Annotated in this window: 17 protein-coding genes, 1 other RNA gene and 1 pseudogene; 15 read left to right on the plus strand and 4 right to left on the minus strand. The window is 71.5% G+C overall.

Annotation, left to right across the window (positions count from 1 at the left end; all coding sequences use genetic code 11):
* The first annotated feature begins 370 nt into the window (after positions 1-370).
* From KGS77_RS22280 to KGS77_RS22295, 4 genes are all read left to right on the plus strand, one after another.
* Positions 371-2,176: a serine/threonine-protein kinase gene (locus tag KGS77_RS22280; RefSeq protein ID WP_242584680.1), complete on the plus strand. Its 1,806-nt coding sequence runs from the start codon at positions 371-373 to the stop codon at positions 2,174-2,176.
* A 322-nt stretch (positions 2,177-2,498) separates the two neighbouring features.
* Complete coding sequence (locus KGS77_RS22285) at positions 2,499-3,893, plus strand: serine/threonine-protein kinase (protein WP_242584682.1); 1,395 nt, start codon at positions 2,499-2,501, stop codon at positions 3,891-3,893.
* Between the two features lie 230 nt (positions 3,894-4,123).
* A complete protein-coding gene (gene prfB, locus KGS77_RS22290; RefSeq protein ID WP_242584684.1) occupies positions 4,124-5,230 on the plus strand; it encodes a peptide chain release factor 2 in 1,107 nt (368 codons plus the stop codon).
* Positions 5,231-5,541: 311 nt separating this feature from the next.
* A complete protein-coding gene (locus KGS77_RS22295; protein ID WP_242584686.1) occupies positions 5,542-6,462 on the plus strand; it encodes a hypothetical protein in 921 nt (306 codons plus the stop codon).
* A gap of 266 nt (positions 6,463-6,728) precedes the next feature.
* Here KGS77_RS22295 and KGS77_RS22300 read toward each other — a convergent pair whose 3' ends face one another.
* A complete protein-coding gene (locus tag KGS77_RS22300; protein WP_242584688.1) occupies positions 6,729-6,923 on the minus strand; it encodes a hypothetical protein in 195 nt (64 codons plus the stop codon).
* 304 nt (positions 6,924-7,227) lie between these two features.
* Here KGS77_RS22300 and ftsE point away from each other — a divergent pair, with 304 nt between their 5' ends.
* The 5 genes from ftsE to ssrA all read left to right on the plus strand — a co-directional run bounded on the left by ftsE (position 7,228) and on the right by ssrA (position 11,352).
* Entirely contained in the window at positions 7,228-7,917 is a 690-nt protein-coding gene (gene ftsE, locus KGS77_RS22305) for a cell division ATP-binding protein FtsE (protein ID WP_242584690.1), read from the plus strand.
* A 9-nt stretch (positions 7,918-7,926) separates the two neighbouring features.
* A complete protein-coding gene (gene ftsX / locus KGS77_RS22310) occupies positions 7,927-8,838 on the plus strand; it encodes a permease-like cell division protein FtsX (RefSeq protein ID WP_242584692.1) in 912 nt (303 codons plus the stop codon).
* 67 nt (positions 8,839-8,905) lie between these two features.
* A complete protein-coding gene (locus KGS77_RS22315) occupies positions 8,906-10,369 on the plus strand; it encodes a S41 family peptidase (protein WP_242584694.1) in 1,464 nt (487 codons plus the stop codon).
* Between the two features lie 18 nt (positions 10,370-10,387).
* The gene (gene smpB, locus KGS77_RS22320; RefSeq protein WP_242584696.1) at positions 10,388-10,891 is read left to right on the plus strand and encodes an SsrA-binding protein SmpB; all 504 of its coding nucleotides are present in this window, start codon (positions 10,388-10,390) and stop codon (positions 10,889-10,891) included.
* Positions 10,892-10,982: 91 nt separating this feature from the next.
* Positions 10,983-11,352, plus strand: a transfer-messenger RNA (tmRNA) gene (ssrA, locus tag KGS77_RS22325).
* A 136-nt stretch (positions 11,353-11,488) separates the two neighbouring features.
* Here the strand turns inward: ssrA and KGS77_RS22330 are convergent.
* On the minus strand, positions 11,489-12,712 hold the full coding sequence (locus tag KGS77_RS22330) for an MFS transporter (RefSeq protein WP_242587621.1): 1,224 nt from the start codon (positions 12,710-12,712) through the stop codon (positions 11,489-11,491).
* A gap of 346 nt (positions 12,713-13,058) precedes the next feature.
* On the opposite strand from KGS77_RS22330, the gene KGS77_RS22335 reads away from it, so the two are divergent.
* On the plus strand, positions 13,059-14,087 hold the full coding sequence (locus tag KGS77_RS22335) for a LysR family transcriptional regulator (protein WP_242584698.1): 1,029 nt from the start codon (positions 13,059-13,061) through the stop codon (positions 14,085-14,087).
* Between the two features lie 64 nt (positions 14,088-14,151).
* A complete protein-coding gene (locus KGS77_RS22340) occupies positions 14,152-14,664 on the plus strand; it encodes a DUF4232 domain-containing protein (protein ID WP_242584700.1) in 513 nt (170 codons plus the stop codon).
* Here the strand turns inward: KGS77_RS22340 and KGS77_RS22345 are convergent.
* Positions 14,661-14,927 (minus strand): DUF397 domain-containing protein, encoded by a 267-nt coding sequence (locus KGS77_RS22345; RefSeq protein WP_242584702.1) that lies wholly within the window; start codon positions 14,925-14,927, stop codon positions 14,661-14,663. The two genes, KGS77_RS22340 and KGS77_RS22345, sit on opposite strands and share 4 nt — an antisense overlap.
* Entirely contained in the window at positions 14,924-15,709 is a 786-nt protein-coding gene (locus KGS77_RS22350; protein ID WP_242584704.1) for a helix-turn-helix transcriptional regulator, read from the minus strand. The genes KGS77_RS22345 and KGS77_RS22350 overlap by 4 nt, the downstream gene beginning before the upstream one ends.
* A gap of 153 nt (positions 15,710-15,862) precedes the next feature.
* Here KGS77_RS22350 and KGS77_RS22355 point away from each other — a divergent pair, with 153 nt between their 5' ends.
* From KGS77_RS22355 to KGS77_RS22375, 4 genes and pseudogenes are all read left to right on the plus strand, one after another.
* Positions 15,863-16,285, plus strand: a complete 423-nt coding sequence (locus KGS77_RS22355; RefSeq protein WP_242584706.1) for an ATP-binding protein — start codon at positions 15,863-15,865, stop codon at positions 16,283-16,285.
* Positions 16,286-16,314: 29 nt separating this feature from the next.
* Positions 16,315-17,340, plus strand: coding sequence for a cation diffusion facilitator family transporter (locus KGS77_RS22360; protein WP_242584708.1), 1,026 nt, complete (start codon positions 16,315-16,317; stop codon positions 17,338-17,340).
* A 191-nt stretch (positions 17,341-17,531) separates the two neighbouring features.
* Positions 17,532-19,109: a nitrate/nitrite transporter gene (locus KGS77_RS22365; protein WP_242584710.1), complete on the plus strand. Its 1,578-nt coding sequence runs from the start codon at positions 17,532-17,534 to the stop codon at positions 19,107-19,109.
* Positions 19,110-19,371: 262 nt separating this feature from the next.
* Positions 19,372-20,501 (plus strand): annotated as a pseudogene (locus tag KGS77_RS22375) (uroporphyrinogen-III synthase).
* The last annotated feature ends 20 nt before the right edge of the window (positions 20,502-20,521 follow it).

A 20,521-nucleotide genomic window follows, 5' to 3' on the forward strand; every position in this document is an offset into this window, starting at 1 on the left:
TGACTCGATGTGCACACAGCCCGAGGGCCGTACCGCGCACCGGCCGGGAGCCGACCGTGCGCCGACCGAGGGCGGTGACGTACCGGTGGAGCCCTCCGCATCCATCCCGGCGCCCGCCCCCGGTGACCGCCCCCGGCCATCACCTCCGGTAGTCACCCCTGATACCCGCTGATGGCCGCCCCCTGGCAACCATCCGCCCCCACCGCGCGTCTTCCTCCCAGCCCCGCCCGCGACGCCCGGGTCCCGCCCGGCCTGTCCGGGCCGCAACCCGCTCGGCGGAACCAGGGGCGGCACTACAGTGGGGCGGACGGGCGACCACCCCGTCCACGGGGGCCCGGAGAAGTTGGATCACGACCAGGGAGCGCATGACGTGCGGCCGGTAGGCAGCAAGTACCTGCTTGAGGAGCCGCTCGGACGCGGCGCCACGGGCACCGTCTGGCGTGCCCGCCAGCGTGAGGCGGCGGGCGCCGAGGCCGCCGTGGCCGGAGAGCCCGGCGAGACCGTCGCGATCAAGGTCCTCAAGGAGGAGCTGGCGCACGACGCGGACGTGGTGATGCGCTTCCTGCGGGAGCGCTCCGTCCTGCTGCGCCTGACCCACCCGAACATCGTGCGGACCCGTGACCTGGTCGTCGAGGGCGATCTGCTGGCCCTGGTCATGGACCTGGTCGACGGCCCCGACCTGCACCGCTACCTGCGCGAGAACGGCCCGTTCAGCCCGGTCGCCGCCGCCCTGCTCACCGCGCAGATCGCCGACGCGCTCGCCGCCAGCCACGCCGACGGCGTCGTCCACCGCGACCTGAAGCCCGCGAACGTACTGCTGGCCGGCGCGGACGGGGCCGGCGAGATGCACCCGATGCTGACCGACTTCGGCATCGCCCGGCTCGCGGACTCGCCGGGGCTGACCCGTACCCACGAGTTCGTCGGCACCCCGGCCTATGTGGCGCCTGAGTCCGCCGAGGGCCGCCCGCAGACCTCCGCCGTGGACATCTACGGCGCCGGCATCCTTCTGTACGAGCTGGTCACCGGCCGGCCTCCCTTCGGGGGCGCGACGGCCCTGGAGGTGCTGCACCGCCACCTCAGCGAGGAGCCGCGCCGCCCCACCACCGTGCCCGAGCCGCTGTGGACGGTGATCGAGCGCTGTCTGCGCAAGGAGCCGGACGAGCGGCCCAGCGCGGAGAACCTGGCCCGCGCGCTGCGTACGGTCGCGGCGGGCGTCGGCGTGCACGCCACCCCGGCGCAGGCCGAGGCCGCGCTCGGCGTGGCCGCCCTGCTCGCTCCCGACCCGGCGCCCGCGCCGGTCCCGGGCACGGGCCTGGACGGCGGCGGCCACGGCACCGGCGACGCCGACCCCACGCAGGTGCTGCCGACCAACGCCGGTGCCGGCTCCTACGACCCGGCGGCGGCGACCAGTGTGCTGCCCTCGACCCAGGGACAGAACGGTCACGGCGGGCCCGGCGGCCCGAACGCCGACCCGACCCAGGTGCTGCCCGCGGGCTCCGGCCCCGGGGCGCGCGACCAGGGTTACGGGCCCGGCGGCCCGGACGCCGACCCGACCCGCGCCATGCCGCCCGTACCGCCGGGGCCGCCCGGGAACGGCCAGCCTCAGGGGCCGCATCCGTGGGAGTCCCAGATGCGTGCCGCGCGCGACCGCAACGAGCAGACGCAGATGCAGTACCTGGACCCCGACCAGGACCCGCTGCGCCGTCGGCCGCACCGCAGGCCCGCGCCACAGCCCCAGCAGCAGCCTCAGCCGTCGCAGCCCCAGCAGCTTCCGCCCCGGCGGCCCCAGCAGCAACAGCTCCCGCAGTACCAGCAGCAGGCGCCGGCGCCGTACGTACCGCCGCACCAGCCGCCACAGCAGCCCCAGCGGCGTCAGCAGCCACCCCAGCAGCCGCCGCCGCAGCGGTACGAGCCGCAGCGCCCGCCCGCGCCGGAGCCCAGGCCGCGCCGCGAGCCGCGGCAGCGCAGCGCCAACCCGATGCGCATCCCGGGCCTGGGGTGCCTCAAGGGCTGTCTGTTCACGCTGCTCATCCTCTTTGTGGCGAGCTGGCTGATCTGGGAGCTCACCCCGCTCCAGGAGTGGATCGGGACGACCAAGAGCTTCTTCGCGCAGATTGGCGACATCATCGGCAAGGTGCGTGACTTCGTCGACAGCTTCACGGGCTCGGGCAAGTAACCGGGCGTTGAGCGACGGCCCGGGCCGTCGGGCGTCCGGCGGTGACGGCGGTCCGGCCTGGCTCGGCCCGGCCCGGCAGCCCGGCGTCCGGCGGCGCATGCCCGTACGGCAGCGGGAAAAGCCAGGTGAGTGGCCCTTCGGTGTCCCGGAGGGCCACTTCGGCAAACGACCTTGGCGATTTGTCGACTTACAAGGGCGATTTCGCCCACAGAAGTGAAGGATGACGCCATCCTGGGCACCGAACCCCCTGGCACCCGCGTAGCTTTGACGCCAACTTCAGCCCTCTGGGAACACTCGGCGGGCCCGACACGTCGGAGCAGACTTGGCACGGAAGATCGGCAGCCGGTACACCGCCCACCAGATCCTTGGCCGGGGCAGTGCCGGCACGGTGTGGTTGGGCGACGGCCCTGAAGGAGCCGTCGCCATCAAGCTGCTGCGCGAGGACCTGGCCTCGGACCAGGAACTCGTCGGCCGCTTCGTGCAGGAGCGTGCGGCCCTGCTCGGCCTGGACCACCCACGGGTCGTCGGGGTCCGCGATCTCGTGGTCGACGGCAACGACCTGGCGCTGGTCATGGACCTCGTACGGGGTACGGACCTGCGCACCCGCCTGGAGCGCGAGCGCCGGCTCGCCCCCGAGGCCGCCGTCGCGATCACCGCGGACGTCGCCGACGGCCTGGCCGCCGCGCACGCCGCCGGCATCGTGCACCGCGACGTCAAACCCGAGAACATCCTGCTGGACATGCAGGGCCCGCTCGGCCCGGCCGGCGCGCACCCGGCGCTGCTGACCGACTTCGGCATCGCCCGCCTCGTGGACTCCCCGCGCCGCACCCTCCCCCAGCCGCCGGCCGGGGGGTCCTCCGCCCCGCTCCGTTCGACGAAGGTCATCGGGACCCCCGACTACCTCGCGCCCGAGATCATCGAGGGGCTGCCGCCACGGGCCTCCGTGGACGTCTACGCCCTGGCGACCGTCCTGTACGAACTCCTGGCCGGCTTCACGCCCTTCGGCGGCGGGCATCCGGGCGCCGTCCTGCGCCGCCATGTCACCGAGACCGTCGCCCCGCTGCCCGGCATCCCGGACGAGCTGTGGCAACTGCTCCTCCAGTGCCTGGCCAAGGCGCCCGCGTCCCGGCTGCGCGCCCCGGAACTGGCGGCCCGGCTGCGCGAGATGCTGCCCGGCCTGGCGGGGCTGCCGCCGCTGGACATCGACGAGCCCGGCAGCGAGGACCCGGACGGCCCGGAGGGAGCGGCAGGGCCGGCCGGGCCGGGTGCGCGGGCCGAGGCCGGCGTCCGTACCCGAGCGGCATCCGGTCCGTACGAGGACGCCCGCCGCGCCGCGCCGAGCCCCGGGGAGGGCCGGCCGCGCGGCGCCGTCCCGCTGGTCCACGGCGCCGTCCCCGACTCGAACCGGGACACTCATACGAGCATGCGCGTCCCGGGGCCCGAGGAACTGGCGGGCGGCGCGCACGGCACCGCCCGCGCCCCGCGCGCGGCGGGTGAGCGCCGCGCCGGGTCGGCGCGCCACCGCTCCTCCCCGGAGGCCGTACGCCGCCGCCGTATCAAGATCGGAGTGGCCGCGACCGCCCTGCTCGCCGCCGTCGGCGTCGGTGGCTGGCTGGCCACGTCCCAGGACGACGGCGGCAGCGGCAAGCCCGCCGGCACCCAGCACTCCAAGCCGGCCCGGTCCGGTCCGGCCCACTCCGAGCCCCGCGTCCCTTGACCGTCCGGCCGCCTGTCCCGCCGGCTGCCTGTCCGTCCGGCCGTCTGTCCCGCCGGCCGCCGACCGTCCGCCGCCTGTCCGGCCGGTCGACGTCCCAGCGTCCTTCGAGCGCGCCCCGGGCACCCCGGTGCCGTCCCGGACCCGCCGGGACGGTACGCGCCGGGCGGGTCCGGCGGGCTGCGCCGTGAGGGCAGGGGCGGGGATGCGGCGGCAGCCGTTAGGCTGGGTGCGTGGCAGTCGTCGATGTATCCGAAGAGCTGAAGTCCCTCTCCTCGACCATGGGGTCGATCGAGGCCGTCCTGGACCTCGACAAGATGAGGGCCGATATCGCCGTGCTCGAGGAGCAGGCCGCGGCACCGTCCCTGTGGGACGACCCGGAGAGCGCGCAGAAGATCACCAGTCGGCTGTCCTACCTCCAGGGCCAGCTCCGGCGGGCGGAGGAGCTGCGCGGCCGGGTCGACGACCTGGAGGTGCTGTTCGAGCTCGCCGAGGCCGAGGGCGACGAGGACGCCCGCGGTGAGGCCGAGGCGGAGCTGGCGTCCGTCCGCAAGGCGGTGGACGAGCTGGAGGTCCGTACGCTCCTGTCGGGCGAGTACGACTCCCGCGAGGCCGTGGTCAACATCCGCGCCGAGGCCGGCGGGGTGGACGCCGCCGACTTCGCCGAGAAGCTCCAGCGCATGTACCTGCGCTGGGCCGAGCGGCACGGCTACAAGACCGAGGTGTACGAAACCTCCTACGCGGAAGAGGCCGGCATCAAGTCGACCACCTTCGCCGTCCAGGTCCCCTACGCCTACGGGACGCTCTCGGTCGAGCAGGGCACCCACCGCCTCGTACGCATCTCGCCGTTCGACAACCAGGGCCGCCGCCAGACCTCCTTCGCGGGCGTCGAGGTGCTGCCGGTGGTCGAGCAGACCGACCACATCGAGATCGACGAGTCCGAGCTGCGGGTGGACGTCTACCGCTCCTCCGGCCCCGGCGGGCAGGGCGTCAACACCACCGACTCGGCGGTCCGTCTGACGCACATCCCGACCGGCATCGTCGTCTCCTGTCAGAACGAGCGTTCGCAGATCCAGAACAAGGCGACCGCGATGAACGTCCTCCAGGCCAAGCTCCTTGAGCGCCGCCGTCAGGAGGAGCAGGCGAAGATGGACGCCCTCAAGGGCGACGGGGGCAACTCCTGGGGCAACCAGATGCGCTCCTACGTCCTGCACCCGTACCAGATGGTCAAGGACCTGCGTACCGACCACGAGGTCGGCAACCCGCAGGCCGTTCTCGACGGCGACATCGACGGCTTCCTGGAGGCCGGTATCCGCTGGCGCAAGACGCAGGAGAAGTAGCCCACATACGCCGAAACAACTGCCGTATCCCGTACGGCAGTTGTTTTGTGCTGTCGTGGTTTGGTCACAGTCGTACGTCCATGTGACTGCCAACTCCCCACAATTCGGGCATCAAGCCTTTATTCGAGCTTGACGGAGTTGTGAGAACTGGGAAGGGTGGAGCGCGGCATGCGTATGTCTGGGGCGCGTGTGAACGGGGAGACGAGTGGTCCGCCGATCCGGCGGGACTGCGACTCGGGTATTCCCGCATCGGCCGTGGCCCCGTACAGCGATGCTCCATTGACGAGTACAGCTACTGGGGGTAGCAGCACATGACAAAGAAGACGCGGCTGCGCGTGGCGCGCATTGCGGCCAGTGCGGTGATCGCGGCCGGTGCGTCGCTCACCGCGGCCGGTGCCGCCTCCGCGGTCGGCCAGACCGGTGGTACGGGTTCGGACGGCGGCCTGATCGGTGGCATCTTCGGTGACGGCAGCAGCGACGGCAGCACCAACGGTGGCACCGCCGAAGGCACCGACAGCGGCGGCACCGACGCCGGTACGGACGGCAGCCTGATCCAGGGCCCCGACGGCGGCACCGACACCAACGGTCCCTCGACCAACGGTGGCAATGGCAACGGCGGTAACGACGGCGGCAACGGCAATGCCGGCGGTAACGGTAACGCCGGTGGCAATGGCAACGGCGGTAACGACGGCGGCAACGGTAACGCCGGCGGTAACGGCAATGCCGGTGGTAACGGCAACGGCGGTAACGACGGCGGCAACGGCAATGCCGGCGGTAACGGTAACGCCGGTGGCAATGGCAACGGCGGTAACGACGGCGGCAACGGCAATGCCGGCGGTAACGGTAACGCCGGTGGCAATGGCAACGGCGGTAACGACGGCGGCAACGGCAATGCCGGCGGTAACGGTAACGCCGGTGGCAATGGCAACGGCGGCAATGGCGGCCACGGTGGCGGCGGCAACTCCGGCGGCACCACCGACGGCGGCAGCACCGGCGACGGCACCGGCACGGACAACGCCGGCAGCAAGCCGGTCGAGCAGCCCGGCAAGGGCAAGGAGCAGATCGTCAGCACGCCGGGCGAGTCCAAGCAGCAGGCCAAGGGCGAGCTGGCCGAGACCGGTGCTTCCGGTACGACCTTCCTGCTCGTCGGCGCGGCCACGATGATCGCCGGTGGTATCGGCTTCCGCCTGATGCCGCGCTTCATCAACAACCGCGGCGGCGCGGCGGCCTGACACCGTCTACGTACCTGGCGTGACGGCGACGCCCCGGCGCGCCGTCACGTCCGTACGGACCCGGACAGACGCCACAGTCACAGGTACGGGTACAGGTACAGCCACAGGTACACGGCAGGGGCCCGGAGTGCACGAGCGCACTCCGGGCCCCTGTTCGCGTACGTGCGCTCCGCTGCCCTGTCGGTCCCGGCGGCCCCGTCTCCGTCAGCCCGTAGGCTCCGTCAGCCCGTAGGCTCCACGCTCCCGCGGTGTCGCGGCTCCGGTGACTACGCGGCCTGGTGCAGCAGCACGGCCAGCGCGACCAGCGCCACCAGCAGCACCGCCAGCGCCGCGGGCGTGAGCTGCCCGAAGATTCCGCCTTCCTGGTGCTGCAGCCGTTCCCTGCTCGCCCGGCACACAGGGCAGCGGCCCTCACTCACAGGGGCCGCGCAGTTGGCGCACACCAGTCGGTCGTACGTCATGCGACCTCCTTCTCGACAGCGCCAACGCACCGGGGACCGTATTCGTTCCCCTACCACTGTGCCAGCTCCCGGGCCATTCGGCGCGCCCTGTGGAACGCCGGCGGGAAGTGGAGGGATGCTGTGGGCGCCGATACCGCCCAAGAGCCGGAATGTGCTGGATTTGTCCCCCTAGGGGCCGTGAATAAACGCACCAACCCCGGACGGCGACTGCGCCGTCGCGCGAGGTTCGCGTATGGTCACGCTCACCGACGGGAGCCGCCAGCCGGCATCCCGTGCCGCTACCCAGGTCGACCGTGGTGCATCAGTGATCCGATTCGACAACGTCTCCAAGACCTACCCGAAGCAGAACCGCCCCGCCCTCAGGGATGTCTCCCTGGAGATCGAGCGCGGTGAGTTCGTCTTCCTGGTGGGCTCCTCGGGCTCCGGCAAGTCCACCTTCCTGCGCCTGCTCCTGCGGGAGGAACGCGCCAGCCATGGTGCCGTACACGTGCTGGGGAAGGACCTCGCCAAGCTCTCCAACTGGAAGGTCCCGCACATGCGGCGCCAGCTCGGCACGGTCTTCCAGGACTTCCGCCTGCTCCCCAACAAGACCGTCGGGCAGAACGTCGCCTTCGCGCTGGAAGTCATCGGCAAGCCGCGCGGCCAGATCCGCAAGACCGTTCCCGAGGTCCTGGACCTCGTGGGCCTGGGCGGCAAGGAGGACCGGATGCCGGGCGAGCTGTCCGGTGGTGAGCAGCAGCGCGTCGCCATCGCCCGTGCGTTCGTCAACCGCCCGCTGCTGCTCATCGCGGACGAGCCGACCGGCAACCTCGACCCGCAGACCTCCGTGGGCATCATGAAGCTGCTGGACCGGATCAACCGGACCGGTACGACGGTGGTCATGGCCACCCACGACCAGCAGATCGTCGACCAGATGCGCAAGCGGGTCATGGAACTTGAGAAGGGCCGGCTCGTACGCGACCAGTCACGCGGCGTGTACGGCTACCAGCACTGAAAGGACGCCATGCGCGCCCAGTTCGTCCTGTCGGAGATCGGCGTCGGTCTCCGCCGCAACCTCACGATGACCTTCGCGGTCATCGTCTCCGTGGCCCTCTCGCTCGGCCTGTTCGGCGCCTCGCTGCTGATGCGCGACCAGGTCGACTCGATGAAGGGCTATTGGTACGACAAGGTCAACGTCTCCATCTTCTTCTGCAACAAGAACGCGGCCGTCACCGGCGGCAAGTGCGCCAAGGGCGCGGCCACCGAGCAGCAGAAGCAGGCCGTCAAGGCGGAACTGGACCGGCTGCCGCTCGTGGAGAGCGTGCAGTACGAGTCCAGCGACCAGGCGTACAAGCACTACAAGGAGCAGTTCGGCGACACCCCGATCGCCGGGCTGGTCACCCCTGACCAGCTCCCCGAGTCCTACCGGGTCAAGCTCAAGGACCCGACGAAGTTCACGGTGATCAGTACGGCGTTCTCCGGGCGGCCCGGGGTCCAGGAGGTGCAGGACCAGGAGGCGGTGGTCAGACCTCTGTTCAACCTGCTGAACGGCATGAACGTGGCCGCGTTGTGCGTGATGGGCCTGATGCTGGTGGTTGCGCTGATGCTGATCGTCAACACCGTGCGGGTCTCGGCGTTCAGCCGAAGGCGGGAGACCGGCATCATGCGGCTGGTGGGTGCCTCCAGCTTCTACATCCAGATGCCGTTCATCCTGGAGGCCGCCATCGCCGGCTTCCTGGGCGCGGTGTTCGCCTGCGTGCTGATCGTCGGCGGCAAGGCCGTCCTGGTCAACCAGTGGCTGGCGGAGCGGATCAAGGTGATCAACTTCATTGGCTGGGACTCGGTGGTGGCGGTGCTCCCGCTGGTGCTGCTGATCGGTCTGTTGATGCCGGCGCTCGCCGCGTTCTTCGCGCTCCGCAAGTACCTCAAGGTGTGACGTACGCCTAGGGCGCCGTACGGTCAACTCCCCGTACGGCGCTTCTTTCTGGCCTAGACTCACCGGCATGTCGGGCCCGTGTCTGTTCGTCCGGCCCCGCCGCAGCCGCCGCGGGGCGGCGCTGACGTTGGCCGTCGCGAGCGTGCTGGTCACCGGCGCCGCGGCGGGCACCTGGGCCGAGGCCGGATCGCGCATCGCGGAACGGCGGATACCGGCCCGCGGACCCGCCGACTCCCGGCTCCCCGTGGCCCGGCACGCCGACCGCGCCGCCGTCGCGAAAGCCGCCGCCGCACCGGGGAAGGATGACGGTCGTGCCCGGGACTCCGGTTCCCGGGCGGCGGCCGAGGCGGCCGGCCGCGGCGGCGATCCCTGGTCGGCGGTCTATACGGCGGACGAGTACGAGGGCCTGCGCCGCGAGCTGGACGGCGCGTACGTGGGCGTGGGGCTGTGGGTCGGACAGGCGGCGGGCGGCCGGGTCGAGGTGACCCGGGTCCAGCCCGGCAGCCCCGCCGCGCTGGCCGGCATCCGCCGCGGGGACGTGCTGCGCGCCGTCGACGGCGGACCGACCGAGGGCCGGCCGGTCACGGACGTCGTGGCCCAACTGCGCGGCGACCCAGGCGCCGACGGCGGGTCCGGTGAACGGTCCGGGGAAAGGTCCGGGGAGCGGTCCGGGAAGCGGCCGGACGAACGGTCCGAGGAGCAGCCCGGGAAGCAGTCCGGCGAGCGCTCCGATGAGGGGCCCGATGACGCGCGGCGCACCGACGGCGGGCAGCACGCGCCCCGTAACCTCCGCGAGCCCGCACAGCCCCCGGAGCCCGGACAGCCCACGCAGCTCGCACACCCCGCACACCCCGCACACCGCGACACGGCCGCCCCCGTCGGCAGCCGGGTCGCGCTCGACATCGGGCGCGGCACCCGTACCTGGACCGTGGTCCTGCGCCGGGCCCGCCTGAAGACGCAGAACGTCACCGTCGACCGGCCCGCGGGCGCGGACGGCCCGACCCGGATCAAGGTCGGTGCGTTCACCAAGGGCGCCGGCAAGGAGGTCCGCCGGGCGGCGCGTACGGCGTCCCCGCGCGGCGGCGTCCTGCTCGACCTGCGCGGCAACCGCGGCGGCCTGGTCGGTGAGGCGGTGACGGCGGCCTCGGCCTTCCTGGACGGCGGCCTGGTCGCGACGTACGACTACCACGGCAGCCAGCGCGCCCTGTACGCCGAGAGCGGCGGCGCCACCCAGGCCCCGCTGGTCGTCCTGGTCGACGGCGGGACGATGAGCGCGGGCGAGCTGCTGACCGGCGCCCTCCAGGACCGCGGCCGGGCGATCGTGGTGGGCTCGCCGACCTTCGGCAAGGGGTCGGTGCAGATGCCCAGCGAGCTGCCGGACGGCTCGGTCGCCGAACTGACGGTCGGCCATTACCGCACCCCGTCGGGCCGTGGCGTGGACGGGAAGGGGATCACGCCCGACCTCGCCGCCGAGGACGCCGCCGAGCGCCGGGCCCGTACGGTATTGAGTGGCCTTGGAGGCGGTGCGTAGTGCGAAAATGGCCGCACTATGGCTAAGGACAAAGGCAAGGGCAAGGACAAGGACGGCGGGCGCAAGCTCGTCGCGCAGAACAAGAAGGCGCGGCACGACTACCACATCCTCGACACCTATGAGTGCGGTCTGGTGCTCACCGGTACCGAGGTGAAGTCGCTGCGGCAGGGGCGGGCGTCGCTGGTGGACGGCTTCATCCAGATCGACGGCCACGAGGCGTGGCTGCACCACGTCCACATCCCCGAGTACGCCCAGGGCACGTGGACGAACCACAGCGCACGGCGCAAGCGCAAGCTGCTGATGCACCGCGCGGAGATCGACAAGCTGGAGTCCAAGACCCAGGAGACCGGCCACACGATCGTGCCGCTGTCCCTGTACTTCAAGGGCGGCCGGGCGAAGGTCGAGATCGCGCTGGCCAAGGGCAAGAAGGAGTACGACAAGCGGCAGACGCTGCGTGAGCAGCAGGACCGGCGCGAGGCGGACCGGGCGATCTCGGCGGTACGGCGGCGGCAGCGGGCCTGACCGGGGGAATACGCTGGCATCGGCGTGCGTTGGTCACGTACGATGGGATCGCACCCCGCGAGGGTGTGCAGCACCTTTGAAAACACAACATGGGGATGATCGGTTTCGACAGCGGATGTCGAAGCAGGGGAAGCGAGTCGAGGAAGCGGCAATGATCTCGTAAACCATGTGTCGCAAAAAATAATCGCCAACACCAAGCGCGATTCCTTCGCCCTCGCTGCCTAAGTAGCGACCTGCGAAGTGTCAGCCCGGGGCTGTTCCCGACCCGGATCCTGGCATCAGCTAGGGAACTAAACTTCTAGACCCGGTCACGGGGCCTGGAAGGAAATCAAACAGTGACTGAGCCCGTCGGAGACTTGTCCGCGTGATCTCCGGGGCCGAGAAAATCGCAGCGGACTGCACTCGGAGAAGCCCTGTTTCCGCACCGTTGGACGCGGGTTCGATTCCCGCCATCTCCACTCATCCCATGTGAGGCCAAGGCCCCGTGTGTCCGCCCGGACACCGGGGCCTTTGTCGTGCGGGGCTTTTGTGGCGCGGGGTCTTCGTCGTGTGGGGTTTTCGTCGTGCGGGGCCTCTGTTGCTGTGGCGCCCCCGACGTCACTCCGTATGCCGCGTACGGGAAAAGGCGCGGCCGGGGTCCGGGACGCGCCGGGAGCTGACGGCGCGGGCCGCCGCCGCGACCAGGGTGACGGCGAGGGCCAGCAGCGCCGCGGCGGCGGGCACGGTGTACGCGGCGGCGGTGGCGGGCAGATGCTCGACGCCCCAGCCGCCGGCCGCCGAGCCCGCCGCGATACCGCCGAGCAGACCGGTGACGGCCAGGGTCATGCCCTCGTTGAGCTGGGAGGGCGCGACGCGGGACTGGACCAGGTTCATGCCGGTGACCATGGTCGGCGCGGTCGCCATGCCGGCCACCAGCAGCGCGCCGGCCAGCACCGGCAGGCTCCCCGTCGAGGCGGCGAGCAGCGGCAGCAGCATCAGTACGGCCATCGCGGCCACACAGCGCGCGAAGCGCCGCCCGACCGGGCCCGCCGGCCGCAGCAGCCCGTACAGCAGGCCCGCCGCGCAGGAGCCGGCGGCCTGGAGCGCCAGGACCACACCCGTCGTGCCCCGCTGCCCGAGCCCGTCCGCGAAGCCGATCGTCACCACCTCCAGCGACCCGAAGACCGCGCCGGTGGCGAGGAAGGTGAGCAGGAGCGCGGCCAGATGGGGGTCGCGTACGGGGGAGCGGGCGCCGGCGCGCGGGGCGCAGACCGGGGGCTCGGTACGGCGCTGGGCAGCGAACAGCAGCACACCGGTCAGCAGCAGGACGGCCCCGGTCAGCGTGCCGGCCTCCGGGAAGAGCGAGGTGCACAGGAAGACCGCGAGGACCGGCCCCAGCATGAAGCACACCTCGTCCGCGGCCTGTTCGAAGGAGTTGGCGGTGTGTACCGCGGCCGGGTCGTCCCGGAAGAGGTGCGCCCAGCGGGCGCGGGACATTCCGCCCGTGTTGGGCGTGGTGGCGGTGCAGACGTAGGCGGCGAAAAGGGTCCAGTCCGGCGCCCCGAGACGTACGCACAGCACGAGCGCCAGGGAGCCGGTGCCCGCGATCAGCGTCGCGGGCACGGCCACCCGCGCCTGCCCGTACCGGTCGACCAGCCGCGCCGTCCACGGTCCCAGGACCGCCGTCGCCGCCAGCCCGGTCGCGGTGACCGCGCCGGCCAGCGTGTACGAGCCACGGGAGCCGACGATCATGATGACCGCGCTGACGCCGAACATGCCCATGGGCAGCCGCGCGACCAGGTTCCAGCAGGTGAACGCGCGGGCGCCCGGGACGGCGAAGATCCGTCCGTACGCGCCGAAGCGGGAGCGTGAGCCGGAGCGCGGACCGGCGGGCGGACCGGAGCGTGAGCCCGGGTGCGAGCCGGAGCGCGACCGCAGCGTACGCGGGCCCGAGCGCGGCCGGACGCCGGATACGGGCCGGGCACACGGAACGCGCCGGGCGGTCACCGGGCGGGAGGCGAGGAAAAGGATCACCCCTCCACGGTCGCGGCCCGCCGTACCCTCCGTCCAACACCTTCCCGGCGCCCATTGACGCACCCCGGTTGTCAATGCCGGTGATGCCGGTGATCAGCACGTCACCGGGTGGTCAGCACATCACCGGCAGCTCGCCGGCTGGCACGATGACCGCGTGCCGCACGACATAGATCCGCGACTGCTCCGCGCGTTCACCGCCGTCGCCGAAGAACTCCACTTCACCCGCGCCGCCGCCCGCCTGTACGTCGCGCAGCAGGCGCTCAGCCGCGACATCCGGCGCCTGGAGCACACGCTCGGCACCGACCTGTTCACCCGTACGACCCGTCAGGTGGCCCTCACATCCGAGGGCGCGCGGCTCCTCCCGTACGCCCGGCGCGTCCTGGAGGCGCACGACGACCTGTCCGCCGCCTTCGGCCCCGACCCCCGGCGCCCTCCGCGCCCGCTCCTGGTCGATGTCGGCGTCCCCATGGGAACCGCCCACGAGATTCTGGAGGACGCCCGCCGGGCCGCCCCCGACATCGAGCTGATCGCGCGCTACCACACCGGTCTGACGGGCGCCGCCGCCGAGTTGCTCGCCGGGCGCCTGGACGTCTCCTTCGGCCGTGTCGCCGGCCTGCCGCCCGAGGTGCGCTCCCGCCTCGCCCACCAGCCCGTACGGTACGAGGCGATGGCCGTACTGCTGCCCGCCGACGATCCGCTGGCGGCGCGGCCCGCCGTCCCGCTGGACGCCCTGGCCGGCCGGACGCTGTACGCGGGCGCCGGGAACCCGCACACCGCCGAGTGGACCGATCTTGCCGAACGCCTCTTCGCCGGGCGCGGTATCGCCGTGGCGGCGCCCTTCCCGGAGATCGACGGCTCGGCGGAGTTCATGCGGGTGGTGCGCAAGCACGGCTGGTCGGTCCTGGCCACCACCGAGTTCATCGACGTCCCCGGCACGGTGCTCCGCCCCATCACCGACCCCGTACCGCTGTCCCCGGTCTCCATGGTGTGGCGGCGCGGGCTGCGCCACGGGGGTCTGGACGCGCTGCGTACGGCGGCCCGGGCCCGCTCGGCCGGCAACTGCTGGCTGGAGCGGCCGGATCACGGAACGTGGCTGCCCGACGCCGATACACAACTGATGTCTGAATCTCATAAGGATGATCGCCCGAAGAAGCAACCTTCACGGCCCCTTATGCATCCCTAACCAAGGAGCGATGCCAGAACAAGCAGGGGGTCCCGTGCGCAAACGTTCACTTATCGCGGCTTCCATGGCCGCGCTCACACTCAGCGTCGGGCTGGTCGGGTGCGACGAGCCGCGCGCCACCGCGCTGCGCGCCGACTGCACGACGAAGAACCTCCAGTGGAAGGTCACCGTCCTCAAGAAGAAGCCGGCCGACGGCATCCACCACAGAGCCCGCCTCACCGCGAAGAACACCGGTTCGCGCGAGTGCTCCTTCCGCGGCTTCCCGAAGCTGGAGGTCCGCGTGGGCAAGGGCCCCTCGGTCAGCGGCAAGGGAACCGGCACCGTGCTCCCGGTCAGCGTGGCCACCGGCAGCTATGTGTCGCTCGACCTGCGCTACGACGACGCCACGCGCAAGGGCGGCGGTCCCGAGGACTGCTCGGTCCAGAACGGCGCGGCCTACGCAACGGCCCCGCACGACAAGCAGGTCCGCGGCATCGGTTCGATACCCGTGGTGGACGAGAAGGGCGGCCCCGCCTCCTTCAACGTCTGCAGCGCCACCGTCCGTATGTCCCCGCCCAAGCGCCCGGCGGCGAGCTAACCTTTCCGGACAAACCCGGTGAACGCCCCCCAGGTCGCCGCCCCCACCGCAATCCGCGGCCCCTCAGGATCTTTGGAGTCCCGCACCAGCACCACGGCAGGCAACGCGGCAACCTCCACGCACGCGTCGCCTTCGCTTCCACTGCGGCGCGACTTACGCCAGTCGTACGCGACCTCCACGCACGCGCCGCCCTGGTCGCTGCTGTGGCTCGACTTGAACCACGTCAACTCGGGTGAGGTGGAGGGAGAAGGCGTGTTCATCATGTCTCTCCTAGCAGCCGATCCAGCAGATTTCGGGTTTCTTCGGCGTTGAGAGCCTGCATTCGCAGCATTCCGTACTTCTGAGTGAGGATGCTGACGTCGTCGGGGTTGGCCGTCAAGTGACTCCCGAGGTAGGTCTCGGAGTAGGCGAGATGCTCATGGTCGGGTGTCTCCAGCAGAACGAAGGGTCCTGCAAGCCCCGCATGGCTTTCGCGGTTGAGTGGGAGAGCTTGGATTGAGACCCCTGGAAGGTTCGAGCAGGTGAGCAGGAAACAGATCTGCTCGCGCATCACATCCCGACCTCCGAGAAGGCCGATGAGGACTGCCTCGGAGACGATGAAACTGGCCAGGGGTGGCGGCACGTGACGCAACACCTCCTGCCGCTCCAGCCGAGCGGCCACCCGTTGCTCGATCTCGGCGTCGGAGAGAGGCGGCACGAAGCTGCGGAACGTGGCTCGCGCGTACTCCTCGGTTTGAAGCGGCCCGGGAAGCACGGCGTTTTCGAACCAATTGAGTGCGATCGCCTCCTGCTCATACAGGATGAAGTCCTCGGCCCACACCGGGTACTTGTCCCGCTCCGGTTGTTGTTCGACGCCTACGGCCAGCGCGCCGCCCGTGTTCAACAATTTGTCGAGATGTTCCGCGAAGTCCGGGAGCAAGGGACGCCGTCCCTGCTCGATGGAGGCGATCGTCTCCTCGGAGCTTCCGGCCAGTTCGGCCAGGCCCTGCTGCGTCAGGCCCGCGTTCTTGCGGAAGAGTGCGACCTGGGCGCCGATGAGGCGCATCGCGGTTGCGTGCTTCCGGGACTTCTTTTGTGGGCGCATGATGTGGATTCCCCCTTGTGGCGGGCCGCTTGACGCCGGTTCCGGATCCGTACTCCGGATTTGTACGCGTTGACCCTCTGTTCAACCCTAGTTACGCAGTGCGACCGTTGTCTCATGAAACAGGAGATCCACCTCCTCCGTGCCCGCGAGCGGTTCTACCGGCGCGAGAGGCGATCCATCCCGCTGGCCAGGGATTTCGTACATCAGGCACTGGTCGAGTGGGGGGTGGGGGAGCGTACGGACGAAGTGTTGCTCTGCGTGAGCGAGCTGACCACGAACGCGTTGCAGCACGGTGTGCCACCGGGGCGCGGCTTCCGGCTGCACCTGTGGGTCACGGATGAGGGAACGTTGCGGCTGGAGGTGCACGACAGCGGCGCGGGCCACCCCCGCGTCCGCGCGGTGCCCGAGGACGCCTCCGACGGCGAGAGCGGCCGTGGGCTGCTGCTCGTGGAGACGCTGGCCGACCGCTGGGGGGTGGGCCGCCGCAACCCGGGCAAGACCGTCTGGTGCGAGTTCGAGGTCCGTGGGTACTCGTAGGTCTCCGTGCGAAGGGAGACCGGTCACCCATGGCCGAGGAGAGCGCAGCCAGCCGGCGGGACAGCAGGACCAGGATCACGGTGTGGGTGGCTCTCGTGGCCAATCTGGCCATCGCGGTGGCGAAGGCGGCCGGCGGCGTGTTCGCCGGTTCCCCGGCGCTGCTGTCCGAGGCCGCCCATTCGGTGGCCGACAGCCTCAACGAGGTCTTCCTCCTGGCCTCCTTGACCCGCAGCAGGCGGCCCGCGGACGCGGCCCACCCCTTCGGCTACGGCAAGGAACGGTTCTTCTGGTCGCTGCTCGCCGCCGTCGGCATCTTCGTGACCGGAGGCTGTTTCTCCTTCTTCCAGGGGATCGAGGCGTTCTCCTCCGGGGGCGGTGAGTCCCGGACCGGGTACGTCGTCGGGCTGGCGGTCCTCGGGATCGCGCTGGCCGCCGAGGGCACCTCGCTCGTACGGGCCGTACTCCAGGCGCGCGGGCAGGCGCGTGCCGCGGGCCACGGCACGCTGCGCGAGGTGCGCACCGGCCGGGACCCCGCGCTGCGTACGGTGCTGGCCGAGGACAGCGCGGCCTGCCTGGGTGTCCTGCTGGCCCTGGCGGGCATGGCGCTGCACATGACCACCGGCGAGGTGGCGTACGAGGCGGTGGCCTCGCTGCTCATCGGCGCCCTGCTGGTGTACGTCGCATATCTGCTCGGCAAGAGCGCGCGGGACCAGCTCATAGGCGAGGCGGCGGACCCGCTGCTGCGGCAGGAGATCCACGAGTTCCTCGACGAGCAGCCGGAGATCGACACGGTGACGGCGGCGCTCTCGATGCGGCTGGGGCCGGACTCGGTGATGCTGGCGGTGAGCGTGGACCTGGTGGGCGGGCTGGACAGCGAGCAGGTCGAGGAGGTCCTCGTACGGATCAAGTCGGCGATCAAGGAGCGCTGGCCGGAGGTCGGGCAGCTCTTCCTGGACGTCACCGACGCCTCCTCGGACGACCGGCGGCGGGCCGGGCGTGAGCGGCGGGAGCTGGATCTGGCCGTCCGCAGGGCGCGGGAGGCGGGCGGCGGCTGACCCGCCCTGTCGACGACCCGGCCTGCCGACGACCCGCCCTGTCGACGACCCGGCTTGCCTCAGCGGCTCACCGTCCTCGTACGTGCGCCGTGAGAGCACGTTTTCGTGGCGGTCACCTGTTGGTACGGAGCGGAAACGAACCGTCCTTAGCGTCGTGGGCAGGGAGTTCCCCCCGACGCCCGGGAGGCGCGATGACGGCGGAGATCACCACCCGCACCGGTACCCCCACCCACACCGATACCCCCACTCACACCGATACCACCGCCGCCGAAGGCACGGATACCACCGCCCCTCGTTCTCGCCGGGGCCGCCGCTGGATCGAGCACTGGGACCCGGAGGACGAGGCGTTCTGGCAGGCCGGGGGCAAGCGGGTGGCGCGGCGCAATCTCGCGTTCTCCGTGCTGTGCGAGCACATCGGGTTCTCGGTGTGGAGCCTGTGGTCGGTGATGGTGCTCTTCATGGGGCCGGAGTACGGGATCGACCCGGCCGGGAAGTTCCTGCTGGTGGCCGTCCCCACGGTGGTGGGCGCGGTGCTGCGGGTGCCGTACACCTTCGCCGTGGCGCGGTTCGGCGGACGCAACTGGACGGTGATGAGCGCGGCGCTCCTGCTGGTGCCGACCCTGGCGTCGGCGTACGTGATGCGGCCGGGGACCTCGTACACCACGTTCGTGCTGGTCGCGGCGCTGACCGGGGTCGGTGGCGGCAACTTCGCCTCGTCCATGACCAACATCAACTCTTTCTACCCGCTGCGCGAGAAGGGCTGGGCACTGGGGCTGAACGCGGGCGGCGGGAACATCGGCGTACCGGTGATCCAGTTGCTGGGCCTGCTGGTGATCGGGACGGCCGGAGCCGCCCACCCGCGCCTGGTTCCCGCCGTCTACCTCCCGCTGGTGGTGCTCGCCGCGCTGCTGGCGGCGCTGCGGATGGACAACCTCGGGCCGGTGGCCAACGACGGCGGGGCGGTACGGGAAGCCGTCCGGGATCCGCACACCTGGATCATGTCGTTGCTCTACATCGGGACGTTCGGTTCCTTCATCGGCTACAGCTTCGCCTTCGGGCTCGTCCTGCAGAGCCAGTTCGCGCGTACGCCCTTGCAGGCGGCGTCGCTGACCTTCATCGGGCCGCTGCTCGGCTCGCTGGCACGGCCCGTCGGCGGGCGGCTGGCGGACCGTTTCGGCGGCGCCCGCGTCACATTGGTGAACTTCGCGGCCATGGCCATCGCCACCTGTGTGGTGATCGCCGCGTCGGCGGCGGGGTCGCTGCCGCTCTTCCTCGTCGGCCTCATCGCCCTGTTCCTGCTGACGGGCCTGGGCAACGGGTCCACGTACAAGATGATCCCGGCGGTCTTCCACGCCAGGGCGGTGGCCGGCGGCCTGGCGGGGGAGCGGGCGGCGGCGTACGGGCGCAGGCTCTCCGGCGCCGCCATGGGCCTGATCGGCGCGGTCGGCGCGCTCGGCGGCCTCGGCATCAACCTGGCCTTCCGCCGGTCCTTCGCGGTGGCCGGGTCCGGCACGGCCGCCTTCGTGTCCTTCCTCGCCTTTTACGGGCTGTGCTCCGCGCTGACCTGGGGGGTCTACCTGCGGCGTAAGGGCTGGGCAGCGAATCCGGGGGCAGGGAAGTCCTCCCGGCTACTCGGGCGTAACATCCGGGAAATACCGGTGAACCAGGCCCGACATGCGTACTTGGGAGAATTGGACCATGCACGACGAGGAGAGGCAGGGCGGGAAGCGGCAGGGCGGGAAGCGGCAGGGCGAGGGGCGGCCGGGTGAGCCTCGGCGGGGCGGTGGAGAGCAGGACACGGTCCACCAGGACCAGACACGCCACAACCGGGCACATCGGGGCCAGATGCAACAGGGCCGCATGCAACAGGGCTCGGTGCGACAGGGCTCGGTGCAACAAGGCTCGGTGCAACAAGGCCGGGAGCAACAGAGCTCGGCGCAACAGAGCTCGGCGCGCCAGGGCCGGGAGCAACAGGGGCAAGCAGGCCGGGACCAGGCACACCAAGGCCAGGAGCCGGGCCCGGCGCGGTCCGTGGCCGTACGCCCCTTAGAGGGGTTCACGGTCGGAGTGACCGCGGCCCGCCGCGCCGACGAACTGGGCACGCTGCTGGAACGGCGCGGCGCGCACGTCCTCCACGCCCCCGCGCTGCGCATCGTGCCGCTGCCCGACGACACCGAACTGCTCGCCGCGACGAAGGCGCTGACCGCACACGCGCCGGACGTAGTGGTGGCCACCACCGCCATCGGGTTCCGCGGCTGGATCGAGGCCGCCGACGGGTGGGGGCTGGGGGAGGCGTTGCGTGAACGGCTGGCCGGCGCCGAGCTGTTGGCGCGCGGACCGAAGGTGAAGGGGGCCATCCGGGCCGCCGGCCTCACGGAGGAGTGGTCGCCCCCTCGGAATCGATGGCGGAGGTGCTGGACCGGCTGCTGACACGCGGTGTGGCGGGCCGGCGGGTGGCGCTCCAGCTCCACGGCGAGCCGCTGCCGGGCTTCGTGGAGTCGCTCCAGGCCCAGGGGGCGGAGGTCATCGGCGTACCGGTGTACCGCTGGATGCCGCCACGGGACATCGCCCCGGTGGACCGGCTGCTGGACGCGGTGGTGGGGCGGTCGGTGGACGCGCTGACCTTCACCAGCGCGCCGGCCGCGACCTCGTTGCTGAACCGGGCCGAGGAGCGCGGCATGCGGGAGGAGTTCCTGGCGGCGCTGCGGCGCGATGTACTGCCCGCGTGCGTGGGACCGGTCACCGCGCTGCCGCTGGAGGCACACGACGTGCCCACCGCGCAGCCCGAGCGGTTCCGGCTGGGGCCGCTGGTGCAACTGCTGTGCCGTGAACTGCCCGGCAGGGCCCGTACGTTGACGGTGGCCGGCCGGACGGTGGAGATCCGCGGGCACGCCGTCCTGGTCGACGGTGAACTGCGCCCGGTGCCGCCCGCGGGGATGGCGCTGCTGCGCGCGCTCGCCCGCCGCCCCGGCTGGGTGGTCGCCCGCAGGGAACTGCTGCGGGCCCTGCCGGGGGAGGGGCGGGACGAACACGCGGTGGAGACCGCGATGGCCCGGCTGCGGTCGGCGCTGGGGGCGCCGAAGCTGATCCAGACGGTCATAAAGAGGGGGTACCGGCTGTCGCTGGACCCGCGGGTCGGGGCCAAGTACGGGAACGTGTAACAGCGTTACGCAGGCCCGGC

Origin of the sequence: Streptomyces sp. MST-110588, assembly GCF_022695595.1 — a bacterium.
GTDB lineage: Bacteria > Actinomycetota > Actinomycetes > Streptomycetales > Streptomycetaceae > Streptomyces.

Coding starts and splice junctions, on each gene's coding strand:
- KGS77_RS22300 (WP_242584688.1), bottom strand. CDS start 6,923: ATGACGTACGACCGACTGGTGTGCGCCAACTGCGCGGCCCCTGTGAGT.
- KGS77_RS22340 (WP_242584700.1), top strand. CDS start 14,152: ATGGCCGCGCTCACACTCAGCGTCGGGCTGGTCGGGTGCGACGAGCCG.
- KGS77_RS22295 (WP_242584686.1), top strand. CDS start 5,542: ATGACAAAGAAGACGCGGCTGCGCGTGGCGCGCATTGCGGCCAGTGCG.
- KGS77_RS22315 (WP_242584694.1), top strand. CDS start 8,906: ATGTCGGGCCCGTGTCTGTTCGTCCGGCCCCGCCGCAGCCGCCGCGGG.
- KGS77_RS22365 (WP_242584710.1), top strand. CDS start 17,532: ATGACGGCGGAGATCACCACCCGCACCGGTACCCCCACCCACACCGAT.
- KGS77_RS22355 (WP_242584706.1), top strand. CDS start 15,863: ATGAAACAGGAGATCCACCTCCTCCGTGCCCGCGAGCGGTTCTACCGG.
- KGS77_RS22345 (WP_242584702.1), bottom strand. CDS start 14,927: ATGATGAACACGCCTTCTCCCTCCACCTCACCCGAGTTGACGTGGTTC.
- KGS77_RS22360 (WP_242584708.1), top strand. CDS start 16,315: ATGGCCGAGGAGAGCGCAGCCAGCCGGCGGGACAGCAGGACCAGGATC.
- KGS77_RS22350 (WP_242584704.1), bottom strand. CDS start 15,709: ATGCGCCTCATCGGCGCCCAGGTCGCACTCTTCCGCAAGAACGCGGGC.
- ftsX (WP_242584692.1), top strand. CDS start 7,927: ATGCGCGCCCAGTTCGTCCTGTCGGAGATCGGCGTCGGTCTCCGCCGC.
- smpB (WP_242584696.1), top strand. CDS start 10,388: ATGGCTAAGGACAAAGGCAAGGGCAAGGACAAGGACGGCGGGCGCAAG.